This window comes from Ahrensia marina (assembly GCF_042140245.1).
Taxonomy (GTDB): domain Bacteria; phylum Pseudomonadota; class Alphaproteobacteria; order Rhizobiales; family MH13; genus MH13.
In genome coordinates this window covers 1,663,270-1,690,220 of the sequence record NZ_CP159483.1, presented here as the reverse complement: position 1 = coordinate 1,690,220, position 26,951 = coordinate 1,663,270, and the positions used below count along the sequence as shown (strand labels likewise).

Sequence of the window (26,951 nt, the reverse complement as noted above, 5' to 3'; positions counted from 1 at the left end):
GCCGGGCTTGACCCGGCCATCCAGCTCCAAAGGTCCTATTGAGCACTATCATTCATTCTGAAGCACGCGAGGCTCGATCACCGGCTCAAGGCCGGTGATGACGATTGTGCTTGATGAGAGAAGGAAGACTTACCGCTCCAGAATGCCCCTGATCTCGCTCATATTCGTGCGGGCGCGGAGAATATTCTCACTCATAATGCTCAAATGATCGGGCATCAGCACGCCATCCTCACGGCCATTGGAGATGACCAGCGGAGAAAGAGCGGCGGCTTCGGCGATGTGCTGCTCCATCCGGTCCCAGACGCCACCCAGATTGCGTGATTGAACCACATCGGCGAAGTCTTCCCGCGCCGCCTGAAGCAGGCCGTGATAGGCAAACATCTGGCCTGAGGCTTCCATGAACAAATTGTCCGCCCGGAAGTCGAACCAGCCACGGTCATTACCCTCACCCGGCACAAAAATGTCGAGGTCGGCGTCATACTGGCGGCCCGTTGAGCGGCGTGACAGCTGGTCCACCGAGGAGCCGATGTCACGGGCAACACGATCCAGGAATTGGATCAGATTGTCGGCGCGCGCATCAAACAGCGCATCGCACGCCTCCAGCCGATCATTGTAATCCTGGTAGAGCGGGATGGCGCCGGCAAACAGGCGCGAGGATGGCTGCACCGGGCCAAAGGGACGGCGCTCGTCAAACGGGTTGAACCACCAAATCTGCTCGTCCGATTGCAGACGTCCGCGCGCGGTATCTAGGTCCTCGTCGGCACCCGATGTGCCGCGCTCACGGCCAAGCACATCCACAAGCTCCACCGCCGTGCGGCGCAGCGCGATCAACACGCCGGTCTGGAAAGCTGCTTTGTTGTCAAAGAAAGGCGTTGCTTCCCATTCAACCAGCCCCAAAATGCCGACCTTGTATTGCGGCATGGAGGGTACCCACTCGTTTTGATTGACCATCAGGTCGAGCAAATAAATCTGCATGTCGACGATCTGCGAACGGTCACAGGTGCGCGTGTCAGATGGCGATCCATCCACGGTGGCTGTCTCTTCGGTCGCCACCATCGCGTTGGCGCGCAGCACATCCTGCGGATAGGTCAGTGTGTCGCCGCGCGTCCACAGCACATTCCAGAAAAACGAGATGTTCCAGATAAGGAACAGAACGATGAAGATCAGCAGCCCGCCGCGCCAAAAGATACGGCCCGTGGCGCGCACACCGCGCATCCTTTCTGGCCCGCCGTCTTCAGGCTTGGGTAGCCGCAGGCGGAACAGCGCGATAAACCCGCGCCACATGGCTTTGATCCAGTCGATAAGAGGGTCAAGCATCACTGTTTTCCTTTAATGCAGCCCGAAAAACGCTTCGCGCACTTTTGCACGCATGCGCCAGCGGTCATGGGTGTTGGGCGCGTAATGGGTGGTAAGATAATCCACCGCAAAAGCCTTTTGCCGCTGCGTGTATGTCTCATAGATCGCATAAAAACGCCGCTTGTTGAGAATAAACGTTGAGAGCAGATCAAACGGCATGTGCTCCACGATGATGCGATTGATGTCTGCCGCGCCGGGTGCATCCGGCACAGCCCGACGAAAATAGAACCGCTGCTCAGCTGACAGGCGGCGCTCATAGGCCGCCGCTTCAGCAGGCGTGTCGAGCAGCCCACGCATCTGGCTGATCACGCGGAACCGGCGGTCCGGGTTGAGCTTGGCCATATTGTCGGCGATCCAGCGCGAGAGATACGCATCATCAATCATCGGTGTGGCGTCAAAATCATGATCGCCCAGCATCAAAAGCTCCGCCACCAGCAGCCGCAAACGATGCTCCAAAATGCCCGACTCTTTCAGCCAGCGTGGGTTGAACGGCTCCAACAGCCGTTCTTCGTCCAAATAGGAGAAAAGCACGGGCGTTTCGTGCAACGCGATGATCGAGGCCCCAAAGGGTTTGGGCTGAAGCTGATCGGGATCGCCAATCATCACAGCGCCATCGCGAGATGAGTCTCCGTTGCTGATCACATAGGCGCCGCCGAAATGGCTGGTCCAAAAGACATTCGGCCACTGGAAGGAGAGCTTCTGCGGCAAGAAACCGTTGCGGCGCACGTCGCCCACACGGCTCGCACCGGAGACAATGGCATCGAGCAGTTTTTGATCGGCCCAAGCGTTTGGTTCCGTCAGAAACCGATCCATCTGCGCCTTCAGCGTCTGCGCTTCTTCCAAGAGACCCGTCGGCGTGCGCACCAAAAAGCGCACATCGCGGATGCCAAGCACATCAGCAGGACGCTCCACATCGAACACAAGGTTCTCGATTTCGCCGTAGACCGCATCCTTCAGCGTCACCGCGCGGATCATCCGATCATTGGCGGCAAAGAAAGCTCGGATCACCTGCCCGTCGGCAGAAAAACTGGTGCGGATCAGTGGCAGATCGGCCTGATCGGGCGAGAGAATGATGAAGCGCCGATTGATCCCTTCCGGGTCCAGATAGCTGGCGTTCTGCATCTCCAGCGCGACTTCATACGAGTAGCCCGACGCATCAATGTAAAAGTCGGTCAGCTCCGTTTCCGGCAGCCCAAGCGCCTTCAGTGCCGCGTTGTACCGGGCCACCAGATGGGCATGATCGACATGCAAAAGCCCGCCAAAGCGCAGGCCTTCTTCGATGAGGCGTTGCATCAGTCGTCCTCAAGATCGTCGAGGCGTTCGGCGGCTTTCTGGCGCACACGGTGGTCGCGCAACAGCTCTTGGATGGCCGCCTCATCGGACTTGTCGGAGTAGCGGAACTCTGAGTCAGCGTAGCGGTTGATCTCCTGCAAAATGAAATCCATCGAAATCGGCTTTTGCAGATCTTCGATCATCGCCAGCTTGTCATCATACCCCTTCTGCAAGAAAGCTTCGGGGTTCTCAAACCATTCGTCCGGCAGTTCAACATCCATCGCACGGTATTTAATCCCATCCGTGACGTTCTTGATCGCCCGCCCGGTGAAACGTGGCTCCGCCTCTTTGATCGCGTGAAGGTAAAGCCCGACATCGCGGATCGTCTTTGGCTCCCCATGCTCATCGGTAAACCGCTCCCACACCACCATCAGGCCATCTTCCTGTGGTCGGTTGTGCTGGGCGTAACTTTTGGCCACCGCTTGCTTCAAAGCCTGATCGGCAAAGAAGTCATCTTGGCCCAAGGGCACGTCATGTTTCTTGCCGAGCAGCAGGTGGAAGATGTCGATATAATCGTTCTCGGTTTGCGGCCCATCCACCAGCCAACGCGCACCAGCGCGCTGGCGCAAAGCATCGTCCACCTTCTCCGGATAATTGGAAAACATACCGAAACTGGCATTACCACGCACAACGGTTTCCGCACCAGAGAATGCGGCCATCAGAACACCTGTAACCTCTTGTTGTCCTGAGGAACTTTGCCGATCATCGCGCTTGCCAGCCACCTGATCGATGTCGTCAATCGTGCCAAAACCAATGGCTTGAGGGTCCAGAACCCGATCAATGAACGCGCGGCAGTTCTGACCTGATTTTCCCTGGTACTCACTGATCTGGTCGATGCCAAAATTCTCGTAAACGAACGGATATCCGGCCAGGTCGCAATACTCTTTCACCAGACCAGCGGTCATTTGGATCAGCGTCGTTTTGCCGGTGCCCGGAAAGCCATCACCGACGAAGGTGAAGAGGAAACCGCCCAGCTCCACAAATGGGTTTTTCTGACGTTCAAAATCGTACGCCACAAGCATCTTGGCGAGCTTGATGGCCTGCGCCTTGGCGATGTGATTGCCGACCACCTCGTGCACTTGCTTGAACTGCATGACGAGAGGCTTACGGCCCTTGGTCGAGGCCGAGCGCTCAAACCCGCGCACATGGAAGTCATCGACTTCCACGGCATAGGTGCGCGCCAGAAAAGCCTGAAGACTGTCACCCATAATCCGGTGGGCATCGCCTTCCACACGGTCGATCACATCGGCCATAGCACGAGCAATACGCGGACCAAGGTCTTCGTTGTCCACGGCGTCGGTGGCAGCCTTGGCGACCTGCGCCACGACGAAACTCAACGCGTCATTGGCCGTGTCATAGCCGGGTTCGCCCAGCGCTGTCGGTTCACCAGTGGGGCTATCACCCAACGCGTGCAGGAAGTGCGAGGCGGTCACCAATGCGGCCACCAGCGCCCTCGCCCGCACAAGCGAACGAAACTGCGTTTCATCCGTTGCCGAGAGGCCAGAGGAGCGTTTCTTCTCTCCAAGATCGAGATAACCAAGCGGCTCAATGAAGAATTCGGAGACGGTCATCCCGACAGCCAAGGCGCGGCGAAGCGATACCAAAATCCCGTGTTCACGCGTGGAAAGCAGTGGATCATCACCACCGGACTTGCGCAGCGCCGCTTCCAGGTTGGCACGCACCATGCGTCGTGGCGCCGACGCACCGGCGATTGGCGAGACGAAACGGGTCCTGCCCGGCGCATCGGCGGGGCGAGGCAGCGCCTCTTCCACTTGCGCATTTTCCATCAAGCCGAGCGCTGCTGGATAAGCTTCGACAATCCGCGCTTCGGGAATGCGAACGGAACTGGCCTCTATCATTTAGATATCCTCAAACAGCTCACCGCCGGGCGACAGCGAGTGCACGCGCATGCCACGCATCAACGTGTCGATACCGCCATCATAGCCAGCAAGTTTCTGGTGAGCGCGATGCGGCAACAGGGCATGGGCGCGCGAGGCGCTGGCCCCGCGTTCGGTCGCCAAACCATCGGTCGTGTCCACCGCATAGGTTTCACGGTAGCGGGTCGGCGCCAAAAACCAGCTCTTGGTTTCTTCGGTGCCCACCGAGATCACCTCATCCACATGCCAGACAAACATCCAGGCATCCTCAATGGGCAAATCGGCAAACAGCGGCTCGAAGGCCGGCGGTACATCCATGAAGATGGGCGAATAAAACGGCCCCAACGTCCACCGCTTTAACCGCTTCAGTGCGATGGTATCGAAGGCGTCATCGAACTCGATTGCACTCGCCAGTGGCGTAAAGCCTGTGCCAGAAAACTTGCGCGCCAAAGCCTGCATCTCGGTGTGAGGGAAGGCCTGCGGCTGGCGATATTCAAGCCAGGCATGGGTGAAAACAGGCCGGTTGGTGCCGCCATCCCAATGATCCCAGGAAATCTGCTTCAGACGCCCGTCATCTTGCGGGTTCAGCGAACGCCCTTCTGGCCAGAAGATCGGCAACGCACCGCGAACAGCCTCTTGATAGATGGCTCTACCAATCTCTTGCAGTTGCAAGGCACGCGGCACGCGGCGGCGCTCCATCATCTGATCGAGCAGGCGCTCGCGCAGGCTTGCCGAGCTTTGCTCTGGCTCTTTGCGCTCCTTTACGTCCCGCGCCAGCGCGATCACATCGGCAAGAATTGGCAGACCGCTATCGTTGCGATCGACCCGCGCAGGCAATCCGCCTGCGTCACGCTTGTCCAATAGGCCGAACGAGGCATCAAGGCGCGCCGCAAGGTCCACCAACACCGTGTCGGAGGATTGCAATAGCCCTGCGGTTACCCGCGCCAGCGTCTGAAAATAAACCCGCCGAACATCGGGGGTTGTTTGGTGGATCGCATTCAAGATCAAGCAGACCTATTCGACATATTTGCCGGATTCGACCTGATCGACGATCTTGCCAAAACGCCGGGCAAACTCTGCGTTGGCCAGATCGGCCTTCTGACGAATGTCGGCGGTGCGCTTCATGTAAATCTCATGCGCTTCCATCATGGAAACGATGCGATTTTCAGAGCTGATGCCAATCTGCGTGATCATCGCCTCAGCCTGCGCATCGGTTTCACGGCCCACATCATCGATCCGGTGACCAATGTTTTGTTGCGCCGATGTCCGCAGGGATTCCACCAGTGCATCGTACATGATCGTGCGTTGCTCAGTGTCGATGTTGAGCTTGGAGATGAGCGTCTGCTGGGCGGCTTTTTGCTTGGCAAGGCTTTCCACATAGTTGGCGTAGATCGAGCCGTAGCGCTCAAAGGACTGTTGGGTCGCAACCAGCTCTTGTTTCTTGGCGGTCGCCTCATTGTACGTGTTGGCCAGCTCAGCCCGGTCGGCCTGAAGGGCCTTCAACTCTTCGCCTGTCGCATCGGCAATCTTGGCATCAATGGCAGAAATCTTCGGTGCCAATTCATCGAGCTGCGCATCGGTTTCTTCGATCTGGCGCGCCGTTGTCTGCGCACGCTCCAAAACATCGGCCTGCGCGGTCTTGGATTTGTCCAACCGGTCATCAATCACCGCCAACTGCTCTTCCAGAAGGCCGCGGATCACTTCGGACTTTTCAATCAGATTGTTGAGATTGGAGCGAATATCAGCATTGCGGATGCGGCTGGTCTTCATCTCTTCGGAGCGACGCTTGGAGAAGATGCCGGTCAGCTTTTCCATAAATGTCGACTCACTCATCGACTTGAATTCAGAGCCGAATGTCTGAGTTATCTCATCTAGGCCGTAGACAAGCGAGGCGATGTTGCCCTGCAACTTGTCTTCGTTTTCCACCACAGCTTTGAAGTCTTGATCATCAATGTTGACGTCGATCGTCTGCATCTGGCTGTCACCGAGCACAGTGCCCAATCGCTCATCGATCTTGGCTTGCGTGGAGTTGATCTCCTGCACCTGGCTTCGCGTTTCGGCGATGCCGCGCTCCAACTCATCAAATTTTGCGCGTGCCATAGTCTCTCAATCCCTCAAAAAGTCGCGTACTGCGGTGTGGTAAATCATACTTGGTGACGTTTTGCCGGTTTTCACCGATCTTCTTGCGACTTAAGACCAAAGTTGAGCCACATGCTAGACCTGCAATCGTTGGCAGAGGTTGAGTGAGGGATCAGAGGCTATGAACACAGCACACGATGAGCGAACGCCCCAAGCCGTGGATGTGTGCGTCATCGGCGGCGGCATCAATGGCGCAGGGGTTGCACGCGATGCCGTTGGGCGTGGCTATTCGGTGTTGCTTGTCGAGATGGGCGATATCGCTAGCGCGACCTCCAGCTGGTCCACCAAGCTCATCCACGGTGGCCTGCGTTACCTTGAACACAATGAGTTTGCTCTTGTGCGCGACTCGTTGATTGAACGCGCCCGCCTACTTTCCGTTGCCTCACATCTCGTCACGCCGCTGCGGTTCGTGCTGCCGCACGGCTCGGGCATGCGCCCGGCCTGGCTGATCCGGCTTGGCCTTTTTCTCTATGACAATCTATCGATGAGCCGAAAGGTTCCCGGCTCAAAAGGCATCAAACTCTCTACCGATCCAGCGGGCGAGGTTTTAAAGCCCGCATTACGCACGCGTGGCTTCACCTACTATGACTGCCAAGTGGATGATGTGCGTCTGACACTCGCCAATCTCTCCGATGCCGCCAAGCGCGGCGCCACCATCCAGCCTGGCACCAAGCTTGTTGAGGCGACCGCCAGCGACGGCATTTGGAAACTGACATTGGAACGTCAGTCCGATGGCGTTCGCTATCACATCCATGCCCGCCATGTGGTGAACACCGCAGGCCCCTGGGCCGACAAGGTGGCGCATCTGCTCACCGGGTCCAACTCGCCCATCGGGCTGCGTCTGGTGCGCGGCTCGCACATCGTGGTTCGCAAGCCAGCAGGGCTCAACGATGCCTACCTCTTCCAACAGCCGGACGAGCGCGTTGTTTTCGCCATTCCCTATCAGAACGACTATGCGCTGATCGGCACCACCGATGCCGATCACACCGATCCAAGCGATGTCCATATCTCAGACGAAGAAACCGACTATCTGCTGAAAGCCGCCAACCTCTATCTGGATCGTCCGGTTACCCGTGACGATATCGCCTGGACCTTTGCCGGTGTACGGCCGTTGCTCGATGATGGCACCGACAACGCGCAAGAAGTCACGCGCGACTACAAAATCCTCACCAGCAAACATTTGAAAGCCGGCCTCACCAACGTGTTCGGTGGCAAGCTCACCACCTTCCGCACACTGTCGCAAAAAGTGGTGGATGATCTGGCAGAACTCACCAAACCGTCCGGCAGTGGCATGGAAAGCGGCTGGACCGGCTACACCGCTTTTGACGATGCCTTTGTTGATGATGTTGCACGCGGCAAAGTTCTGGAACAGGTGCAGACGCAGCTGTCTCAAGCCTTGAGCGTGGTTGACGCCGGCGCGCATGCCGAGCGCTTGGTTCAGATGTATGGGCGCTCGGCCCAGTCGATTGCCGGCATCATCGCAGGCGGCAACGAGCAAGCCTTGATGTGCGGCCTCTTCCCAAGCGAGATCGAGCATATGGTCGAAGAGGAATGGGCGCGGACAGCAGACGATGTTCTGTTTCGCCGGTCAAAACTCGGTATCGATCAGCCAAAGTCCGCCTTTGACGAGGTGCAAGCGATCCTTGATAACTTGCTGGCCAAACGAGCCGCCGCCTGACACACGACCTTTTCTACCAACGGCGCCAGAAGAGCGCTGAAGAACTCTCGGGAGACCCAGTATGAGCTTTATCCTTGCCATCGACCAAGGCACGACGTCCGCACGCGCGCTGGTTTATGATGCCGCACTCAACGTGCTTGCGAGCGCTCAAGAAGAGCTGCCGCAAATCTATCCTGCTGATGGTTGGGTGGAGCATGATGCCGAGGTGATCTGGAGCCTGGTGCAATCCACCGTCAAAAGCGCGCTGGACAAAGCCGGCAAAACCCCATCCGACATCGCCGCCATTGGCATCACCAATCAACGCGAAACGGTTGTGCTTTGGGATCGGGAGACTGGCAAACCCGTCGGTCATGCGATCGTCTGGCAGGACCGTCGCACCGCTGAAACCTGCCGCAAACTGAAAGCCGATGGCGCTGAACCCATGGTGCAGGAGCAGACAGGCCTGCTCCTCGACCCCTATTTCTCAGGCTCCAAACTCGCCTGGATGCTTGATCAAGATCGTGGCTTGCGTACCCGCGCCAGCAAGGGCGAACTGGCCTTCGGCACCATCGACAGTTTCCTCATCTATCGGCTTACCGGCGGCAAACGCCATGTCACCGATGCCAGTAATGCCTGCCGGACACTGCTCTTTGATATTGGAACACAAGACTGGTCTGATGATCTCTTAAAGCTCTTCAACATCCCTTCGGCCCTTCTGCCGGAAGTGCTTGATTGCGCAGATGACTTTGGCACAACCGACCCATCAGTCTTCGGTGCTTCGGTGCCGATTTTGGGTTGCGCTGGCGACCAGCATGCCGCGACCATCGGCCAGGCCTGCTTTGCCCCAGGCATGGTGAAGGCGACCTATGGTACGGGCCTGTTTGCGGTGCTTAACACCGGCAGCGAGCGCATCCAGTCGAAGAACCGCCTGCTCACCACACTGGCTTACCGCCTCGATGGCAAACCGACCTACGCGCTGGAAGGCTCGGTCTTCATTGCAGGTGCTGCCGTGCAATGGCTGCGTGATGGGCTGAAACTGATCGAAAGCGCGCCGCAAGTGAACGATCTGGCCAATCGCGGCGTGCGCGGCGCTATTACCTTGGTGCCCGCTTTTGTTGGCCTCGGCGCGCCTTATTGGGACCCGGACGCACGTGGTGCAATTTATGGCATCACCCGTGACACAGGTCCGGAAGACTTCGCCCATGCGGTGCTCGAAAGCGTTGCTTTCCAAACCCGCGATTTGCTGGACGCCATGGCACGCGACTGGCCAGAAGGCGAGCGCTCGGTTCTGCGCGTTGATGGCGGTATGACCCAGTCCGACCTAACGCTGCAACTGCTCGCAGACATTCTCGATGCGCCCGTGGAACGCCCCAACGACCTGGAGACGACAGTGAAAGGTGCGGCCTATCTAGCCGGGCTCAAGGCTGGGCTCTGCCCTGATCTGGAGACCTTCGCCTCCACTTGGCAAAAGGACGCTGAGTTCACACCACATCTGGATGAGGAAACTCGGCAGTTCCACATGGACCGGTGGCACGATGCGGTGAAGCGAACTCTAACAACCACCTAGTTGCCGAACTGCACGGTCGAAACAATCTGCCAGGTAGCGCGGTCAATCTCCAAGATCATCGGGCCATCATCGCCTGACACGTTGACGAACAGCGACCGTTCATCGACGCTCACACCATCAATCACAGCTCCAGCGACGGTTTCCACAACCAACGTCCGCACCTCTTCAGCCGTGATGTTGGCCGGATAGTCAGTGCTCGACGGACCACCCAGAGAGCGGTAGAGAATGACGCCAAGCACTGCAAAAATGCCAAGAAACATGATCCCCGATGACACCAATGACAATCGCCGCATTTTGTGGGCGACCGCCTCCAATCGCGGATCGAGCGGTTCCTCCTCATCTGGCGATTGCGGAGCGTTAGGGGACTGAGACGCCATGAGCGATGATTTCCTAGAGACTGGCGAGGGTGATGATAATGTCCTGCGCCTTCAAGCATCTGACGCGCACCGGGGCAAGCGGCTCGATGCCGCGTTGGCTGGAGAGGCAGAGGGGACGGGCCTATCACGCAGTCGCATCACCACGCTGATCAAGCAAGGTCATTGCACTCTCAACGGGGCATCGCACACTAACCCGGCCGTCAAGCTACGCGGCGGAGAGAACATCGCGCTCGACATACCGCAAGCTGAGGACCCTGACCCCCAGCCTGAGGCCATTCCGCTCGATATCTTGTTTGAAGATGACGAACTGATCGTGCTCAACAAACCTGCCGGCCTTGTGGTGCATCCTGGCGCTGGCAACCCATCGGGCACGTTGGTGAATGCCCTCTTGCACCACTGCGGTGACACGCTATCGGGCATTGGAGGCGTGAAGCGCCCAGGTCTTGTGCACCGGTTGGATAAGGACACGTCCGGCGTGATGGTCGTGGCCAAAACGGATCAAGCTCATCAGTCTCTTTCTGCTCAATTTGCCGATCATGGCCGCACCAATGATTTGGAGCGCATCTACACCGCTTTTGTCTGGGGTAACACGAAAACGCAATTCACCATTGACACTGCGATCGGTCGCGATCGTGCCAATCGATTGAAAATGGCTGTTTCGAAGCGTCCAGACGCACGCGAAGCCATCACCCATGGTCACAAGCTGAGAAGCTATGGCGCTCAGGATAATCCAGCTATTTGCAAAATTGCCTGCCAGTTGGAGACCGGACGCACCCACCAAATTCGTGTGCACTTGGCTCATATCGGCCACGGCGTGGTTGGCGATCCGGACTATGGGCGCGGTGGTCGCACCCGCGCCAACCGGTTTGATGAGGCGACAAAAGAGGCCATTTTGGCCTTTCCCAGGCAGGCATTGCAGGCAACAACACTGCAGTTTACACATCCAAAAAGCGCTGAAATCATGCGTTTTGACGTGGAATTAGATAAGCAATTACAAGAACTTGAGGCTATTCTCTCAAAACAGTGAACAAACTGTAATGCAACCAGCCCCTGTTTTGGCCAAATCAGTACCTATATCAAAGGCTCAAATTGGGTCGCTTAGTGCAAAGGACCCGCAATCTCTCGCCTTATCGGGAGAGACTACAAAGGGAGCGTGCATTCAAACATGGCACAATCAGTTTCCACTCTGCCGTCCATTGATGGCGGCCTTTCCGGCTATCTGACAGAGATTCGTAAGTTTCCAATGCTGGAGCCTGACCAGGAGTTTATGCTGGCCAAGCGCTTTGTCGAGCATCAGGATTCGGGCGCAGCGCACCAGCTTGTGACAAGCCATCTGCGGCTCGTAGCCAAGATTGCCATGGGCTACCGCGGCTATGGCTTGCCAATTGGGGAAGTTGTTTCAGAAGGCAATGTTGGCCTGATGCAGGCGGTCAAACGGTTTGATCCGGACAAAGGCTTCCGTCTGGCAACCTACGCGATGTGGTGGATCAAAGCGTCGATCCAGGAGTACATTCTGCGCTCATGGAGCCTTGTCAAAATGGGCACGACAGCCAACCAGAAACGTCTGTTCTTCAACCTGCGCAAGGTGAAGGGAAAAATTTCCGCTCTTGAAGAAGGTGATCTGAAGCCTGATCAGGTGACGGAGATCGCAACACGTCTCAACGTATCTGAAGACGAAGTGATTTCCATGAATCGCCGTTTGGGTGGTGACACATCACTTAATGCGACAGTGCGTCAGGACTCCGAGAGTCTGGAATGGCAGGACTGGCTGGTCGATGATTCCGACAGTCAGGAAGTGATGCTCATCGATAGCGAGGAGAAGGATAATCGCCGCTCCATGCTGCGAGAGTCCCTTGATGTCCTCAATGATCGTGAGCGTCGCATCTTCGAAGCGCGTCGCTTGTCCGACGATCCGCTGACGCTTGAGCAACTGAGCCAAGAGTTCGGCGTTAGCCGCGAGCGTGTGCGCCAAATTGAGGTGCGGGCCTTTGAGAAAGTACAAGAGGCAGTTGTGGCTGCCTCAGCTATGCTCGAAGAGCGCGGCGCCGACGCGCGCTAAGCTATTTCGCCAGCAACGCAACAGGCATTGAACTGCAATCCGGGTCGCTCTCAATAAGAGGCGACCCGGTTTTTCTATGGGTAACCGGTTCCACCACCGCCGCCTGTTCCCGGATTGCATGGATCAGACGGCGTTGGGACAGACTGCTTCGGCGAAACGTGATCCTTCATCTTGTTGCACGGATAATCAAACTCGCCTCCCGTAACATCAGGATTGTTCCCATCTGGTCCCGGCAGCAGATCAAACGGATGCACATCAATGCTTGGCAGCTCAGTGATCTCCACACCACCCACCTGGAGGGTTGAGCCCACCGAAGGCAATTCAATTGCGGCAATGATCTGCGATTGAACGCCACTTGGCACCGGTCCTGGTCCAATTGGTCCTGCACCCGCCGATGGCACAAACACGCCAAATCCTTCACGGCGAATCTCAACTGAGCCAACAGGTGTTTGAACAACCACGCGCCCGCGCTGCGTGATACCGTTGTAATTGGTGTCCGGCCCACGCAGCACCACGAAAACCGCGGTCGCTGGATCGACCACCGTGCCTGGCGGAATGAGCCCGGCCGCTTGCGCCAACGCAACAGCTTCAATACCCACAACCACATCAAAGGTCGTGCCGCGCGAACCAATCGTTGCCGACGGTGTTTCAATGGAAATGTTCTGCGGCGCAATGGCGCCAACACCGCCAGAGACGAAGCGTAGGAACCCTTGGGTCGAACGGGCAGCAATCTCACCCACGGAGCGATCAGGATCATAGACAAAGCGATCAATCACCAGATCGTTGCTCTCGCCGATGGTGAAAACACTCTCATCAAGCAACAGAACTTGCATGCCTGATTGGCGCTGCGTCACCACCCGGTCTCCAAGCAACATGGCATCGCCGCCAGAAGGCGCGCGCACGGATACGCCTGAACGCACTTCAACGGAGCCACGCACAGCCGCTGCCGTGCCCACTTGGGCCTGCTGAGAAAGAACCGGCAAAACAGCGGCGCTCAGCAGAAAGCCGACAACGCCAACAAACGCCAGAAGCGCCAAGGGGTGCTCAAAAGCCTTGCTCATGGGTCTAACGGAACTGCGCGTCATGCTCTGCGCCTCGTTACATGGAGAACCGGCGGGCAACCGATAGCCCGACGGTCCAGTTGTCGCTGTCGTAGACAGGAATGTTCGATTCATTGATCTGGTAGCGGCCAAATGTTTCAAGTGACCAGCCGCTCGCCCACGCCCGATCACCATCCACTCCAAGCTGGTCGAGGATCAAGGTGACCGGCGCGGCAACCGCCAGATCTAAGCTGTAACGCCGCTCATCACGGGCCACTGTGGCCGGGATCACATTGGGGTTGATCGCATCATAAGAAACATCGCGTACAGAGCCGCCCAAGCGCAGCTGATAACCAGACGCATTGCGATAACGCAGGGATAGACCGCCGCCAAAAGCGTCATAACTAAACCATGCACTGCCAGCGTCCTTGGTCGCGTAAACGGCGTGCGCCGTCACATCCCAAGTGTCATTAATGCGGTAGGTGATTGATGGTGTCGCTGAGACCTCCCAACCGTCGCCATCACCGACATTGGTGGTCGAAAAGAGGTTCACATCCACACGGTCGTGGGCAGCTTCCACCCGCAGTGTTGCGGACACACGGTCAGACACATCCACAATCATCTGCGCACGACCACCCAGCCGCGTGCCGTATAGATCACCGCCAACGAACTCAGCCTGCGCCAGCGCCATCAGATCGAAAAAGGCGAAGCCAAGATCAAAACGCGGACCAAGAGCTAGGCGTCCGTAGGAATGGCCACGCGAACCATCATCATGGGCGCGTGCAAAGCCATGTCCTTCAACTCGGAAACTGTGTCCCTGCCCGCCATAGGGCAACTCACCGATAAATTGCAGTTCGCCGAAACCGCCAAAAGCACCGTCGGCTGGAAAGGAGAAGGTCTGGCCGCTTAACGTATAGTTGCCGGGGCGCTGACCTGGGTTGCTGTCATAGAGCGCGCCAAAGCGAATGACGCCAGCCAAGGTTGCCGCGGTGGGATCAGGTTGCACCGAAGCCGCAAGATAGTCTGCCTGCGCACGATCTTCCGGAGACAATGGACGGCCTTCAAGATAGGCCAGATCATTGGCAGCTCCTGCATCATCACCCAGACGCAAAAACACCGCCACACGGATTAGACGAGCTTCATCAAAATTGGGGTTCTGCAGCAAGATGCGTTGCAGCGTGACCGACGCAGCGGGGAAATCGCCCTGATTAAGCTGCGCTTCCAGCAGGGCAACATTGGCCTGCAGATCATCGGGGTTGGCGAGCACGGCATCGTAAGCAGCTTGATGCTGTGCGCTGCCAGCATGTGCTGAGCCTATCAATCCTGCCGTTAGAGTGCCGGTTGCAACTAGGCCAAACCAAGCGCCAAATGCCAGTCTTCTGGCCATCCTGTTGAATGCTGTACTCACAACGCGCATGCGTCTCACCCCGGCAGTCCTGCGGGCACGCACCCTCAACGCTCCCCCAAAACGTTGTCGCAAGCCCTTTTTACCTTTTGGTAAGAAATCGACGCACGGGCAAGCACTTGGTGCGCTTTGCCATTGCTCGTAGCCTGGAATAGATGTGCACTGTTGCCGATTCAACGCACAAAACACCCTCCAGCGCCGCAAATCTGGGGTTTCCGCGATACGCCAATGAGGCTGGACGACACACCGTCTTGCCAGCTAACGATGGGTTATGGCGCGCCTCTCCCGAATTCTTGTTCCGCTCGTTTTGGGTCTCAGCTGTCTTGGCGCCGGGCTGGTCACACGTTCAGTTGATCCAGGCTTTGTGACAATCGTCCGCGAGCGTGTTTTCGATCTTTACCAACGCGTCGATCCACCTGTTCTGGGACCTGAGGTTCCGATCCGCATCATCGATATCGACGATGCGTCGCTGGCCAGTCTTGGCCAATGGCCGTGGCCACGCACACTGTTGGCTGACATGGTCAGCACGCTTCACCAAGCCGGTGCAGCCGTCGTCGCCTTTGACATGTTGTTCCCTGAACCTGATCGCGCAAACCCGCTAGCGGTCATTGAAGGGCTCGAAGTGCCACCCGATATCGCGCGCCAACTGCGTACAGCACTGGTTGATCTTCCCACCAATGATGAGATTTTCGCGCAGGCCTTGGCATCGGCGCCGAGCGTGCTTGGCGTTGCACCAACGCAAGGTGGATCGACTTTCACGCCACGATCAGGCCTTGCGATGGTGGGCCCTTCGCCAGCGCATCATCTCACACGCACCAATGCTGTTATCGACAATGTCCCAATCCTCCAGGAGGCCATCGCTGGCCTTGGTGGCATCCATGTTTCGGCCCGCGATGATGACGCGGTGGTGCGCCGCATCCCTGTGTTGACGACCGTTGGAGAAGAGCCCGAACACACCATCATGCCGAGCATGTTTGTTGAGGCATTGCGTGTCGCCCAAGGCGCCCAGAGTCTGGTGGTGCGCACAAATCCAGCGCCCGGCGCGCCAGAGACTGGCGTCCCGCAAGATCTGCGTGTTGGAGCACTGACGATTCCCTTAACGGAAACCGGCGCCTATCGCATTCGCTATGGGACGCTTGATCCAACCCTTACGCTGCCCGCAAACGCCGTGCTGCAAGCACGCGACAATCCCGCCAGTCTCGCTCCGCTGTTGGAAGGCACCATCGTTCTTATCGGCACATCAGCGCCAGGTCTCTTTGATTTACGCGCAACGCCCCTTGGTACCATCGTGCCTGGCGTCACCATGCACGCTCAAGCCATTTCGAACGTTGTTGCCGACACCCATCTCGCGCGGCCCGACTGGACAACCGGCATGGAACTGCTGCTGATGACACTGGCCGGTTTGATGGTGATCGCGGCGGCGCTCGCTATGCGCCCGATGGAAGCTGCCCTGGTGGCGGCCGCGATCCTTGTCGCACTTGGCGTTGGCTCTTGGTGGTCTTTTTCCACCCATCTGCTGCTGGTCGATGCGAGCTTTCCGATAACGCTCACCTTGCTCACCTTTGGCGCAGTCACTGTGCCCGTATTGGTCGGCACAGATCGGCGCCAACGCTTCATCCGAAATGCGTTTGCGCACTATCTGGCTGAGCCTGTTCTGGCACGCCTGGAAAGCAATCCAAACGCCCTCAAGCTGGAAGGCGACCGGCGGACCATTACGATCCTCTTCATGGACATTCGCGGTTTCACCTCACGTTCCGAGCACATGGAGCCAACCGATGCAGTCGATCTGCTCAACGCCCTGCTCGATCCGCTGTCCGAAGCCGTTCTCAGCGAAGAAGGGACGATCGACAAGTTCATGGGCGATGGCATGATGGCCTTTTGGAACGCGCCGCTGGATCAAGACGATCACGCCGCCCGCGCAGTACGCGCAGGGCTGGCCATGACCCAGGCCATTTCCACCTACAATGCAAGCCAAGACAGCAACGCTCAACCCTTAGCCATCGGCGTTGGCATCCACACCGGCGAGGCCTTTGTTGGCAACATGGGATCCAAGCGTCGCTTCGCCTACTCTGCTATCGGCGATGCAGTGAACCTTGCCGCACGCGTTGAAGCGCTAACGGCGAACCAAAGCCAAAAAATGCTGATCACGGACGAAACGTTGAGTGCTGCGCGCACCCATGATGCGAGCTTGGCACAACACTTTGCACCCGCTGGCGATCACAGCGTGAAGGGCCGCAGCCAACCGGTCACGGTCCACGCTTTGCGCAGCAACAAGGAACACCAATCCTCGTAAGCACTCACAGCGCTATTGGGCTGACCATGCATTCAGCGCCTGCTGGAACACAGCGACACCGTCATTACCTTTTTCGAAGGTAATGATCGCGCGGCGATTGTCATCGTAGAGGATCGGAAGATCAAACCAGCGACCATCGCGCAGCAGTGGCACGTTCACGGCTTGATCGGCCTCGCCAGCCGCAAGCGCTTGCCAGAACACACCCTCGCCCAAATCCACAATTGCGCCGCGTAGCGGGTCGCCGCCCGACTGTTCTTGTGGTTTCACCACCACGCCCACCAGTTCGGCAATGCTGGTGGCAGGGAAAGCCTCTGACAGTTCAAAGGAAAACTCTATCAGGTGCGTTGCCGGCAAAGCATCATCAAGGTTTCGGCTGATGCGCATGTTCATCAGAATACCGCGTGCTGGCACCTCTATGGTGCCCACGATGGCTGGGTTGTCGCCTTCTTCCAAGCGCCATACCGCACGGCCAGGCGCCGTAAAGCCATCGGCATCTGGTGTCAGGCCTTCTTCATAGAGAATTGCCGTTTGCGCCACTGGGAGGCCAGAACCGGATGGCTCAACCGCTGCCATATCTGGCGTTTCGGGCGTTTCTTCCGGTGCCTGATCAACAGTGCCTTGATTGTCCGGCAACAACCGTTCGCTGGACTGCGTTGGATCAGAACCAACGGTGCGAACATCCGGTGCTTCCTCGGCAGGTTCGTCCGGTGCAATGACCAGTTCTGGACCTGAGCTGTCATTCAAATAGGGATCAAGGAAACCCAGTTGCCAAGCGGCAACTCCACCACCCGCCACGACAAGCAGGCCAAAAAGGCCAACCAGCAAACCGGCCATGCCAGAGCTTTTCTTGGCAGGCTTTGTCTCTGGTTGGCTACGCTCGGGTTCAAAATCGGGAAGATCAATCGCCGCCGGTTCATCAATCGAAATGGGTTGCGGATTGTCGAATGTTGGTGCCGGTCCAAGATTGGGGCCGGCATTGCTCGGTGCGGGCGCCGGTGGCGTGGCCGCAGGTGGTGTTGCTGGCGGCGTAGCCGGTACCAAAGGAGGTGCAGGTGGCGCAGCTGTTGGCGCAATCGGTGTCGCCCGTGACACTGGGGCCGGACGTGCAGGCGGCGCAGCAACAGGCGCCGCAATTGGCGCCGTCGCAGGCGCGGGCGCTGGTGGCGTTTGTGCAGAGGGTGCAGGAGCCGCTGGTGTTGGTTGGGGTGCAGGCGCAGGTGCTGGCGCCCCTGGCAGCACACCACCATTGGCCGCAACATCAGCCTCAACCTTGCGGATCGCGGATTCCAGCGCCAAGCGTTGCCGTGAAATATCTTCAGGAGGAAGGGGAGGCTCAAAGCCGGTTAGTTGGCGCACCAGCGCTTGCCGCGCACGCTCATAAATCTTGCGACGCTCTTCGCCTGGCGCACCAGGCCGCGAAGCCAGCGCCTTGCGCAGAATTGCATCAAAATCTGCCATACTCACACCAATCCAGAAGCGTGCCGCCACCTACGTGAATACTCATCACGCACCCTATGAGGCCAGTAATGCCCAATGAACACAGCTATGGTCAATGGTCTGTGAACGGACAAGACGCCAAATCAAGGGCTTAGCATGTCCTTGCCAACAAGATCGTTAAGACACGCGCACCCTTGCTACGCGATCAGTCCTTAAAAGGATCATGGACCAAAATTGTGTCATCGCGCTGTGGACTGGTGGAAAGCAGTGCCACCGGCGCACCGATCAGCTCTTCCACCTGCCGCACATATTTCACCGCTTGCGCGGGCAAATCCGCCCAACTACGCGCTCCCGCTGTGGTGTCCGACCAGCCTTCCATGCGTGTGTAGATCGGCTTGGCACGCGCCTGCTGCCCCTGGCTCGCCGGCAGATAATCCACCACCTCGCCATCCACTTCATAGCCCGTGCATATCATCAGCTCATCCATGCCATCCAGCACATCAAGCTTGGTGAGCGCGATCCCCGTGATGCCGGATGTTTTCACCGTCTGGCGCACCAGCACCGCATCAAACCAGCCGCAGCGGCGTTTGCGCCCTGTCACCACACCGAACTCGTGGCCCTTCTCGCCAAGATGCTGACCAACCTCGTTAAGCTGTTCGGTTGGAAACGGCCCCTCACCGACGCGGGTGGTATAGGCCTTGGTGATGCCAAGCACATAGTCGATCCCACCAGGTCCAATGCCCGATCCTGTCGAAGCCTGGCCCGCCACCGTGTTGGAAGAAGTCACGAACGGATAAGTTCCATGGTCGATATCGAGCAAAGCCCCTTGCGCCCCTTCAAAGAGGATACGTGAGCCCTTTGCTCGGTGATCGTCGAGAACCTGCCATACCCGATCGATAAAGGGCGTCACCTTATCGGCAACCTGAAGCAGCTCATCCAAAATGGTTTGTGGTTGGATTTCCGACGCTTCCAAACCACGCCGCAAGGCATTGTGATGAGCAAGCAATCGGTCAACCTTGGCAGGCAATGTGGCCGGGTTGGCAAGGTCCATCACGCGGATTGCGCGGCGCCCGACCTTGTCTTCATAAGCTGGACCAATGCCACGGCCCGTTGTGCCGATCTTGGTGCCTGTTTGTGTGGCCGCGCTTTCACGCATGCCATCCAACTCGCGATGAAGAGACAGGATCAGTGTCGCATTGTCTGCAATGCGCAACCGTTCTGGGGTGATCGAAACGCCTTGGCTCTCAAGGGTCGCGATCTCTTTGACCAGATGGTGCGGATCGATCACGACGCCATTGCCGATCAGCGACAACGTACCTTCTCGCACAATGCCGGATGGAAGAAGGCTAAGCTTGTAGACTGTCTCGCCCACCACAAGCGTGTGACCGGCATTGTGCCCACCTTGGTAGCGCACCACCACATCGGCGCGCTCCGACAGCCAATCGACGATTTTGCCTTTTCCCTCATCGCCCCACTGCGAGCCGACAACCACCACATTTGCCATTCTGATGCGCCCTGTTGCTTGCGCCAAACATAACTGCGCCCCGCATGTCGATTGAAGGCTCAACCGATCATCGGGGCGTTCGCTTTCCCTTAGCACATCTGCAGACGATGCAAGCCTAAACTTGGCATGCTCTCACCTCGTGCCCATCACCCTATCCGACGGACCGACGGCTTGCCTCAACAGGTCAAAACGTGTTGGTGCGGTCTATGAAACTGTTTGACCGTCCCTATCTTCTTCTCACGCTGACCACGCTGTTTTGGGCTGGCAATGCCATTGCCGGCAAGCTGGCGGCAGGTGTGATTCCCCCGTTTACGCTGACCTTTGTGCGATGGACCCTGGTCGTAGCGATTGTCTATGTCGTGGCCCGCCCACACCTTGCTGCGCATCGCGACATCATCCGCAAACATGGTCTGTTCGTCATGTTGCTCGGCGTGCTCGGCTTTTCCTTTTTTAATTTCGCGCTTTACGGCGCGCTGAACTTCACCAGCGCTCTGAACGTCTCCATCGAACAGTCAGCCTTCCCATCGGTGGTGATGTTGCTGATGTTCATCATCTACCGCGAGCGGATCAGCGCCCTGCAAGGCGTGGGCGTCTTGCTGTCAGTCATCGGCATTGCCATCACGGTCAGTCAAGGCAGCCTGGACCGATTGCTGGCACTGGAGTTCAACATTGGTGATGTCATCATGATGTTGGGCGTGTTTGTCTACTCGCTCTACTCAATCTTGCTGCGTTACAGACCGCAGCTGCCCTGGCACATTTTTATGCTGATCATGGCCATCGGCGCTGCACTGGTTGCTCTTCCACCAGCGATCTGGGAGGTGGCCAACGGTGTCTATCCACAGGCAAGCTGGAAAGTACCCGCATTGCTTGCCTACATCATTCTTTTCCCCTCGCTGCTCTCCCAAGTGTTTTGGGTCCGCGGCGTGGAACTGATCGGCCCCAGCCGCGCAAGCGTCTTTATCAACCTGGTACCGGTGTTCGGATCAGGTCTTGCGGTGCTGATCGTCGGCGAGGTCTTTGCCGCCTATCACGCCGCCGGTATCGTGTTTGTGGTCAGTGGGGTTATGCTGGCTGAGTGGGCAGGTAAACGCCGCGCCGACCGCATCGCTGCCCAGTCCTCACCTGAGTCCGTTCCCAAATAGCCACATCCGCCATGGCCAAGCTCTACTTTCACTATTCCACCATGAACGCTGGCAAATCGACCATGCTGTTGCAGGCGGCCTACAACTACGCCGAACGCGGCATGTCGACAGTGCTGCTAACCGCGCAGCTCGATCAGCGCGCTGGCGAAGGTGTGATCGGATCGCGCATCGGCATCAAGGCGTCCGCCAACACCTACACGCGCGAGACGGACATTTATGAGTTCATCGTCGCCCACCTGGCAGGGCTTGCGAAAACCGGTGAGGAGCGCCCGGCTTGCATTCTTTTAGATGAGGCGCAGTTTTTGACCGAAGAGCAGGTCTGGCAGCTGGCCCGTATCGTCGACGATATCAAAATCCCCGTCATGGCCTATGGTCTGCGGGTGGATTTCGCTGGCCAGCTTTTCCCAGGTTCCAAGGCGCTTTTGGCGCTGGCCGATGAAATGCGTGAGGTGCGCACCATCTGTTGGTGCGGATCCAAAGCCACCATGGTGGTGCGTGTTGGAGAAGATGGCAAAGCGGTGACCGGCGGTGCGCAGATTGAGATCGGCGGCAATGATCGTTACATCTCGCTTTGCCGCAAGCACTGGCGCCATGCGATCAACGAAGCGCAAGGCGGATCGATCAAGCCCATTGATCCCGTCCATGGCACCTTCCGCCCTGAAGATGGCGCTGAGACCAAAAGCTAGGCCGCACCCGCCACCTCGCAATAAGTCTCCAGTTGGCCGGTGAAAGATTCTTCGCGTGAGTGGGTCTTTTTGCGGGTGGCGCTGTGCCCGGTGAAGGCCTAAAGCGCAAACCCTACCCGTTTTGAAAGCAGTTGCATGGCCGTTGCCGCCCCCTTCACAACTCAAAAAACCATGTCCACGGCCGCGTGGGGATGGCTTCTGCTGCTCGGCGCCCTGTGGGGCATCTCTTTTGTTTTCATCAAAGTGGCCATCGCCGAAATTCAGCCGCTGACGTTGGTCTTCTTACGCACGCTGCTGGCCGCCCTGGTGCTTTTGTCAGTCTGTCGCGTTACCGGCGTGCGCATGCCCACATCGTTTCAAGCGTGGCGCGACTACGCCGTGCTCGGTTTTTTTAGCAGCAGCTTGGCCTTCTCACTCATCTTCTGGGCGCAGCAATTCATCGATGCATCTTTATCCTCGATCCTGATCGCAGCCACGCCGTTCTTCACCGTCTTGTTGGCCGGTGCGCTGCTAAAGGACGAACGCTTCACCTCGCAAAAAATCCTCGGCGTCATTATTGGCTTCGCTGGCGTGACCCTGGTCATCGGGCCTCGTTATCTGCTGGGTCTGGGTAGCAACTTAACCGCCGAGCTTGCCGTTCTTCTGGCCGCTGGCGCTTATGCAATCGCCAGCATTTGGGGTCGCCGCTTTGCTGGAGAAGCACCCTTGGCGACGGCAACGGGTCAAATCACCACCAGTGCCGTGATGCTTCTGCCCATGGCGCTGATCTTTGAAAACCCATTGCACATGGACATCCCATCCTGGTCGGTTATCGGAGCAGTCATAGCCCTGGCGATCTTTTGCACAGCGCTCACCTATCTGATCTTCTTCCGTGTTTTGAAAATGGCTGGCGCGAGCAATGCATCCCTGGTGGGATTGGTGATCCCAGCCTTCACAATGATGTTCGCTGTGCCGTTGCTCGGCGAGGAAATCACGCTGCTCAAAATCGCAGGCATGCTGGTGGTTGCCATCGGCATGGTGGTCCTTGATGGCCGTCCGCTTGCTGCTTTGCGCGACAAGCTAAAGGCAAACTGAAGGTTCGTTTTCGGGTGGTTGATGCCCACCCCCTGCACTAGAGCAAAGCCATGACACTCGCCGCTCCCCTGACCGCTCAAAAAACCATGTCCACGCTCGCTTGGGCGTTGCTTCTGTTTCTGGCTTTCATTTGGGGCGGTTCGTTCGTGTTTGCCAAAGTGGCTGTGGCCGAAATCCCGCCCTTCACACTTGTGTTGCTGCGCGTCGGTTTGGCGGCGGCAACGCTTTGGTTGATCTGCCTTGCAACCGGCGTACGCATGCCGCGAGCCCTCAAAGCGTGGGGCGCTTATGCCGTGATGGGCTTGCTCAACAACGTCATTGCCTTCTCTTTGATCTTCACCGGGCAACAGGAAATCGGCGCGTCTCTGGCCTCGATCCTCAATGGCTCGATGCCTTTCTTTACGGTGTTGCTGGCTGGACTGTTGCTTGCTGACGAGCAGTTTTCACCCCGCAGGATTGTCGGGATTGTCATCGGCTTTGCGGGGGTGGTGTTGATCATTGGCCCTCGCCACCTGCTCGGCCTCGGCGACCATTTGCTTTCAGAGCTGATGCTGATCGGCGCTGCCATCTCCTATGCGTTTGCCAGCGTTTGGGGACGCAGATTCGCAGGTCAAAACCCGATGGCAACGGCAACTGGTCAGCTTACCATGTCGACGCTGATGATGATCCCGATTGCCAGCCTTATCGATCAGCCTTGGACGCTGCCTGTTCCATCGCTCGCGACAATCGGGTCGGTCATCGCGCTGGCTGTGGTGTGCACCGCTTTCGCTTACGTGCTCTTTTTCCGCATCCTGGATATGGCAGGGGCAACCAACGTGTCACTGGTCACCATGCTGGTACCAGTATCCGCCACCCTGCTTGCGGTGCCGCTGCTCGGCGAACGGCTGGAATGGCTTACCATCATCGGTTTTGCGGTCATCACGCTGGGACTGATCGTGCTGGATGGAAGACCGGTTCGCTATCTACGCGAACGGCTGGCGCGGGCATAAATTTTCGGTAGGTCCCGGGCTTGAGCCGGGACCTCCGTTGTAATGTGGCACCAGGTCCCGGATAGCTTTGCGCTTCCAGGGCATGGCACGAGCGCGAACTAAAAACTCAGCCGCTTTGCCTGCACCACGTTTTCCAGCGCCTCGATTTTGCCAAGCACATCATCGCTCACCGGCTCATCAACCTGGACAAGTGCGATAGCATCATCGCCCTTCTCGGCACGACCAAGATTGAAGGTCGCGATGTTGATGTTTTCGGTACCGAGTAGCGTGCCCAACCGACCAATAAAGCCCGGCTTGTCATTGTTGGTGACGTAGAGCATGTGCTCGCCAAACTCGCCTTCCATGTTGATCCCTTTGATCTGGATAAGGCGCGGTTTGCCGTCGGCAAACACGGTGCCCGCGACCGAGCGCTTCTGCCGCTCCGTGGTCACCGTCAGGCGCATATAGGTCTCATAGGCGCCTTCCTGCCCACGCTTGGTTTCTTCAAGCGCGATGCCACGCTCCTTGGCCATGGCAGGCGCGGACACCACATTCACTGTGGAGAGCAGTGGACGCAGCACACCGGCCAAAGCAGCTGATGAAAGCGCCTGCGTGTTGAGCTCAGCAATGTCGCCAGCATACTCAATGGTGATCTCTTCAATCGCCGTTTCAGTCAGCTGACCAGCAAACGAACCGACCAGTTCGGCAAGCTTCACGAACGGTGCCAAGCGCGGCGCTTCTTCCGCCGAGATAGATGGTGAGTTCAACGCGTTGGTGACCGCACCGGTGGTGAGAAAATCAGCCATTTGTTCAGCGACTTGAAGCGCCACATTCTCTTGCGCCTCTGTGGTTGCCGCACCCAGGTGCGGCGTGCAGACAAGGTTAGGCGCGCCGAACAAAACATTGTCGGTGGCAGGCTCTTCGGCAAAAACGTCCATAGCAGCGCCAGCAACATGACCGGAGTCGAGCGCCGCGCGCAGCGCGTTCTCATCTACCAGGCCACCACGGGCACAGTTGATGATGCGCACACCCTTTTTCATCTTGGTGATGGCATCGGCGGACAGAATGTTGGCCGTCTTGTCGGTCTTCGGCACATGAAGCGTGATGAAGTCGGCACGGGCAAGCAATTCATCCAACTCGACTTTGTCCACGCCCAACTCGATGGCACGTTCCTCGGTCAGGAATGGATCATAAGCCACAACCCGCATTTTGAGGCCAATAGCTCGGTCGGCAACGATGGACCCGATATTGCCGCATCCAATCAAACCAAGCGTCTTGCCGGTGACTTCCACACCCATAAATTTGGACTTTTCCCACTTTCCGGCCTGGGTCGAATTGTCGGCAGCAGGGATCTGGCGGGCACAGGCAAGCATCATCGAAATCGCGTGCTCGGCGGTCGTGATCGAGTTGCCGAACGGCGTGTTCATCACAATGATGCCGCGCGAGGTTGCGGCGGGAATGTCCACATTGTCGACACCGATTCCGGCACGGCCAATGACTTTGAGATTGTCAGCGGCGGCGATCAGTTTTTCGGTGGCTTTGGTGGCTGAGCGGATTGCCAAACCATCGTAATCGCCGATCATAGACAGGAGTTTTTCCTTGTCCTTGCCAAGGCCTGGCTCAAAGGTAACGTCGATGCCGCGAGATTTGAAAATGTCTACGGCGGTGGGTGAAAGGCTGTCAGAAATAAGAACGCGAGGGGCCATCTGAGGCACTCCTGAATTAAAGAGAAATGGGAGAGGCCGAGCGCATTAGCGCGCTCAGCTGAAGAGTAAGTCCAAGGGCTGTTAGGCAGCCTGCGAGAGAGCTGCTTTCTCTTGAGAAAACGCCCAATCCAGCCACGGCATCAGCGCTTCCATATCGGAAGCCTCGATGGTGCCACCGGCCCAGAGGCGAAGGCCTGCTGGGGCATCGCGGTAGCCGGCAATATCCAGCGCCACACCTTCGGCTTCCAGCCGCTTGGCGATGGATTTGGCAAACGCTGCCTGGGCTGGGTCATCAAGCGCCAGAATGTCCGGATCGACGATCTTCACACAGACAGATGTGTTGGAGCGCGTCTCCGGCACCTCTGCCAGATAGTCAATCCAAGGAGTTGCCTGAACAAAACTATCGATGGCGGCAGCGTTGGCATCCGCACGGGCGATCAGGCCCTTCAATCCACCAATGGATTCCGCCCAATTCAGCGCATCCAGATAATCTTCCACGCAGAGCATGGAGGGTGTGTTGATGGTCTCGCCTTTGAAGATACCTTCAATCAGCTTGCCGCCTTTGGTCAGACGGAAGATTTTTGGCAGCGGCCAGGCTGGTGTGTAGCTCTCAAGGCGTTCGACGGCTCGGGGGGAGAGAATGAGAACGCCGTGCGCAGCTTCCCCGCCCAGCACTTTCTGCCAGGAGAAGGTCACCACATCGAGCTTATCAAAAGGCAAGTCCTGCGCGAATGCCGCCGATGTGGCATCGCAGATGGTCAGGCCTTGGCGGTCAGCGGCAATAGCGTCACCGTTTGGCATGCGCACGCCGGAGGTTGTGCCATTCCAGGTGAAAACAACATCGGTGTTGTAGTCGATAGCCGTCATATCTGGCAGCTGGCCATAGGGTGCTTCGACCTTGGTGGCGTCAAGTTTGAGTTGCTTGACCACATCAGTGACCCAGCCTGCGCCAAAACTCTCCCAGGCGACCATCGTCACCGGGCGGGCGCCAAGCAGGCTCCACATCGCCATTTCGACAGCACCCGTGTCAGACGCTGGCACGATGCCGATCCGATAGTCATCCGGCACGCCCAAAATGGCGCGCGTTTTGTCGATCGCGAGCTTCAGCTTCGACTTACCGATAGAAGATCTGTGAGAACGTCCGAGGGCTGCATCTTGCAGACCGTCGAGAGTCCAGCCGGGGCGCTTGGCGCAAGGGCCGGATGAAAAACGCGGATTCACCGGCCGCGTGCCGGGCATTGCAGTGCTCATGATGGCTATCCTTCCAGATAGAAAGCCTCTCGTTGGGGAGAGGTGTCCCACCGCGGGCACTAAGCGATGAGGAAGGCGCCG

At 57.8% G+C, this 26,951-nt stretch carries 21 protein-coding genes; 9 read left to right on the top strand and 12 right to left on the bottom strand.

Features of this window, described 5'->3' with window-relative positions; all coding sequences use genetic code 11:
* Positions 1–129: 129 nt before the first annotated feature.
* From ABWH92_RS08305 to ABWH92_RS08285, 5 genes are read right to left on the bottom strand one after another with little or no spacing between them, the layout of a single operon-like run.
* The gene (locus ABWH92_RS08305; RefSeq protein ID WP_375573830.1) at positions 130–1,317 is read right to left on the bottom strand and encodes a DUF2333 family protein; all 1,188 of its coding nucleotides are present in this window, start codon (positions 1,315–1,317) and stop codon (positions 130–132) included.
* A 12-nt stretch (positions 1,318–1,329) separates the two neighbouring features.
* On the bottom strand, positions 1,330–2,649 hold the full coding sequence (locus ABWH92_RS08300) for a DUF6638 family protein (RefSeq protein WP_375573828.1): 1,320 nt from the start codon (positions 2,647–2,649) through the stop codon (positions 1,330–1,332).
* Positions 2,649–4,547, bottom strand: a complete 1,899-nt coding sequence (locus ABWH92_RS08295; protein ID WP_375573826.1) for an AAA family ATPase — start codon at positions 4,545–4,547, stop codon at positions 2,649–2,651. Before ABWH92_RS08295 ends, ABWH92_RS08300 begins: the two co-directional genes overlap by 1 nt.
* On the bottom strand, positions 4,548–5,567 hold the full coding sequence (locus ABWH92_RS08290; RefSeq protein WP_375573825.1) for a hypothetical protein: 1,020 nt from the start codon (positions 5,565–5,567) through the stop codon (positions 4,548–4,550). It abuts the gene before it with no gap.
* 12 nt (positions 5,568–5,579) lie between these two features.
* Positions 5,580–6,665: a hypothetical protein gene (locus ABWH92_RS08285; RefSeq protein ID WP_375573823.1), complete on the bottom strand. Its 1,086-nt coding sequence runs from the start codon at positions 6,663–6,665 to the stop codon at positions 5,580–5,582.
* Positions 6,666–6,825: 160 nt separating this feature from the next.
* On the opposite strand from ABWH92_RS08285, the gene glpD reads away from it, so the two are divergent.
* Both glpD and glpK read left to right on the top strand, forming a co-directional pair.
* The gene (gene glpD, locus ABWH92_RS08280) at positions 6,826–8,382 is read left to right on the top strand and encodes a glycerol-3-phosphate dehydrogenase (protein WP_375573821.1); all 1,557 of its coding nucleotides are present in this window, start codon (positions 6,826–6,828) and stop codon (positions 8,380–8,382) included.
* A 61-nt stretch (positions 8,383–8,443) separates the two neighbouring features.
* The gene (gene glpK, locus ABWH92_RS08275) at positions 8,444–9,928 is read left to right on the top strand and encodes a glycerol kinase GlpK (protein ID WP_375573819.1); all 1,485 of its coding nucleotides are present in this window, start codon (positions 8,444–8,446) and stop codon (positions 9,926–9,928) included.
* On the opposite strand, the gene ABWH92_RS08270 is transcribed toward glpK, so the two are convergent.
* The gene (locus ABWH92_RS08270) at positions 9,925–10,305 is read right to left on the bottom strand and encodes a hypothetical protein (RefSeq protein ID WP_375573817.1); all 381 of its coding nucleotides are present in this window, start codon (positions 10,303–10,305) and stop codon (positions 9,925–9,927) included. The genes glpK and ABWH92_RS08270 overlap by 4 nt on opposite strands.
* Here ABWH92_RS08270 and ABWH92_RS08265 point away from each other — a divergent pair.
* Positions 10,304–11,332 carry an RluA family pseudouridine synthase gene (locus ABWH92_RS08265; protein WP_375573816.1) on the top strand — a complete coding sequence of 343 codons (1,029 nt, stop codon included), beginning with the start codon at positions 10,304–10,306 and terminating at the stop codon, positions 11,330–11,332. The two genes, ABWH92_RS08270 and ABWH92_RS08265, sit on opposite strands and share 2 nt — an antisense overlap.
* A gap of 138 nt (positions 11,333–11,470) precedes the next feature.
* Entirely contained in the window at positions 11,471–12,364 is an 894-nt protein-coding gene (gene rpoH / locus ABWH92_RS08260) for an RNA polymerase sigma factor RpoH (protein WP_375573814.1), read from the top strand.
* 74 nt (positions 12,365–12,438) lie between these two features.
* Here the strand turns inward: rpoH and ABWH92_RS08255 are convergent, their stop codons facing one another.
* Both ABWH92_RS08255 and ABWH92_RS08250 read right to left on the bottom strand, forming a co-directional pair.
* Positions 12,439–13,449 carry a hypothetical protein gene (locus ABWH92_RS08255; RefSeq protein WP_375573812.1) on the bottom strand — a complete coding sequence of 337 codons (1,011 nt, stop codon included), beginning with the start codon at positions 13,447–13,449 and terminating at the stop codon, positions 12,439–12,441.
* Between the two features lie 13 nt (positions 13,450–13,462).
* Positions 13,463–14,791 carry a hypothetical protein gene (locus ABWH92_RS08250; protein WP_375573810.1) on the bottom strand — a complete coding sequence of 443 codons (1,329 nt, stop codon included), beginning with the start codon at positions 14,789–14,791 and terminating at the stop codon, positions 13,463–13,465.
* 289 nt (positions 14,792–15,080) lie between these two features.
* On the opposite strand from ABWH92_RS08250, the gene ABWH92_RS08245 reads away from it, so the two are divergent.
* Complete coding sequence (locus ABWH92_RS08245) at positions 15,081–17,102, top strand: CHASE2 domain-containing protein (protein ID WP_375573808.1); 2,022 nt, start codon at positions 15,081–15,083, stop codon at positions 17,100–17,102.
* A 12-nt stretch (positions 17,103–17,114) separates the two neighbouring features.
* Here ABWH92_RS08245 and ABWH92_RS08240 read toward each other — a convergent pair whose 3' ends face one another.
* Positions 17,115–18,560 (bottom strand): hypothetical protein, encoded by a 1,446-nt coding sequence (locus ABWH92_RS08240; RefSeq protein WP_375573806.1) that lies wholly within the window; start codon positions 18,558–18,560, stop codon positions 17,115–17,117.
* A 184-nt stretch (positions 18,561–18,744) separates the two neighbouring features.
* Positions 18,745–20,043: an adenylosuccinate synthase gene (locus tag ABWH92_RS08235; RefSeq protein WP_375573804.1), complete on the bottom strand. Its 1,299-nt coding sequence runs from the start codon at positions 20,041–20,043 to the stop codon at positions 18,745–18,747.
* Between the two features lie 206 nt (positions 20,044–20,249).
* Here ABWH92_RS08235 and ABWH92_RS08230 point away from each other — a divergent pair, with 206 nt between their 5' ends.
* From ABWH92_RS08230 to ABWH92_RS08215, 4 genes are all read left to right on the top strand, one after another.
* Positions 20,250–21,185, top strand: a complete 936-nt coding sequence (locus ABWH92_RS08230) for a DMT family transporter (protein WP_375573802.1) — start codon at positions 20,250–20,252, stop codon at positions 21,183–21,185.
* Between the two features lie 11 nt (positions 21,186–21,196).
* The gene (locus ABWH92_RS08225) at positions 21,197–21,871 is read left to right on the top strand and encodes a thymidine kinase (RefSeq protein WP_375573800.1); all 675 of its coding nucleotides are present in this window, start codon (positions 21,197–21,199) and stop codon (positions 21,869–21,871) included.
* 135 nt (positions 21,872–22,006) lie between these two features.
* Entirely contained in the window at positions 22,007–22,945 is a 939-nt protein-coding gene (locus tag ABWH92_RS08220) for a DMT family transporter (protein ID WP_375573798.1), read from the top strand.
* 50 nt (positions 22,946–22,995) lie between these two features.
* Positions 22,996–23,934 (top strand): DMT family transporter, encoded by a 939-nt coding sequence (locus ABWH92_RS08215; RefSeq protein ID WP_375573796.1) that lies wholly within the window; start codon positions 22,996–22,998, stop codon positions 23,932–23,934.
* 98 nt (positions 23,935–24,032) lie between these two features.
* Here the strand turns inward: ABWH92_RS08215 and serA are convergent, their stop codons facing one another.
* Positions 24,033–25,619 (bottom strand): phosphoglycerate dehydrogenase, encoded by a 1,587-nt coding sequence (serA, locus tag ABWH92_RS08210; RefSeq protein WP_375573794.1) that lies wholly within the window; start codon positions 25,617–25,619, stop codon positions 24,033–24,035.
* Positions 25,620–25,700: 81 nt separating this feature from the next.
* Positions 25,701–26,870, bottom strand: a complete 1,170-nt coding sequence (locus ABWH92_RS08205; protein WP_375573792.1) for a phosphoserine transaminase — start codon at positions 26,868–26,870, stop codon at positions 25,701–25,703.
* Between the last annotated feature and the right edge of the window lie 81 nt (positions 26,871–26,951).

Coding starts and splice junctions, on each gene's coding strand:
- ABWH92_RS08305 (WP_375573830.1), bottom strand. CDS start 1,317: ATGCTTGACCCTCTTATCGACTGGATCAAAGCCATGTGGCGCGGGTTT.
- ABWH92_RS08300 (WP_375573828.1), bottom strand. CDS start 2,649: ATGCAACGCCTCATCGAAGAAGGCCTGCGCTTTGGCGGGCTTTTGCAT.
- ABWH92_RS08295 (WP_375573826.1), bottom strand. CDS start 4,547: ATGATAGAGGCCAGTTCCGTTCGCATTCCCGAAGCGCGGATTGTCGAA.
- ABWH92_RS08285 (WP_375573823.1), bottom strand. CDS start 6,665: ATGGCACGCGCAAAATTTGATGAGTTGGAGCGCGGCATCGCCGAAACG.
- glpD (WP_375573821.1), top strand. CDS start 6,826: ATGAACACAGCACACGATGAGCGAACGCCCCAAGCCGTGGATGTGTGC.
- glpK (WP_375573819.1), top strand. CDS start 8,444: ATGAGCTTTATCCTTGCCATCGACCAAGGCACGACGTCCGCACGCGCG.
- ABWH92_RS08265 (WP_375573816.1), top strand. CDS start 10,304: ATGAGCGATGATTTCCTAGAGACTGGCGAGGGTGATGATAATGTCCTG.
- ABWH92_RS08270 (WP_375573817.1), bottom strand. CDS start 10,305: ATGGCGTCTCAGTCCCCTAACGCTCCGCAATCGCCAGATGAGGAGGAA.
- rpoH (WP_375573814.1), top strand. CDS start 11,471: ATGGCACAATCAGTTTCCACTCTGCCGTCCATTGATGGCGGCCTTTCC.
- ABWH92_RS08255 (WP_375573812.1), bottom strand. CDS start 13,449: ATGACGCGCAGTTCCGTTAGACCCATGAGCAAGGCTTTTGAGCACCCC.
- ABWH92_RS08250 (WP_375573810.1), bottom strand. CDS start 14,791: ATGGCCAGAAGACTGGCATTTGGCGCTTGGTTTGGCCTAGTTGCAACC.
- ABWH92_RS08245 (WP_375573808.1), top strand. CDS start 15,081: ATGGCGCGCCTCTCCCGAATTCTTGTTCCGCTCGTTTTGGGTCTCAGC.
- ABWH92_RS08240 (WP_375573806.1), bottom strand. CDS start 18,560: ATGGCAGATTTTGATGCAATTCTGCGCAAGGCGCTGGCTTCGCGGCCT.
- ABWH92_RS08235 (WP_375573804.1), bottom strand. CDS start 20,043: ATGGCAAATGTGGTGGTTGTCGGCTCGCAGTGGGGCGATGAGGGAAAA.
- ABWH92_RS08230 (WP_375573802.1), top strand. CDS start 20,250: ATGAAACTGTTTGACCGTCCCTATCTTCTTCTCACGCTGACCACGCTG.
- ABWH92_RS08225 (WP_375573800.1), top strand. CDS start 21,197: ATGGCCAAGCTCTACTTTCACTATTCCACCATGAACGCTGGCAAATCG.
- ABWH92_RS08220 (WP_375573798.1), top strand. CDS start 22,007: ATGGCCGTTGCCGCCCCCTTCACAACTCAAAAAACCATGTCCACGGCC.
- ABWH92_RS08215 (WP_375573796.1), top strand. CDS start 22,996: ATGACACTCGCCGCTCCCCTGACCGCTCAAAAAACCATGTCCACGCTC.
- serA (WP_375573794.1), bottom strand. CDS start 25,619: ATGGCCCCTCGCGTTCTTATTTCTGACAGCCTTTCACCCACCGCCGTA.
- ABWH92_RS08205 (WP_375573792.1), bottom strand. CDS start 26,870: ATGAGCACTGCAATGCCCGGCACGCGGCCGGTGAATCCGCGTTTTTCA.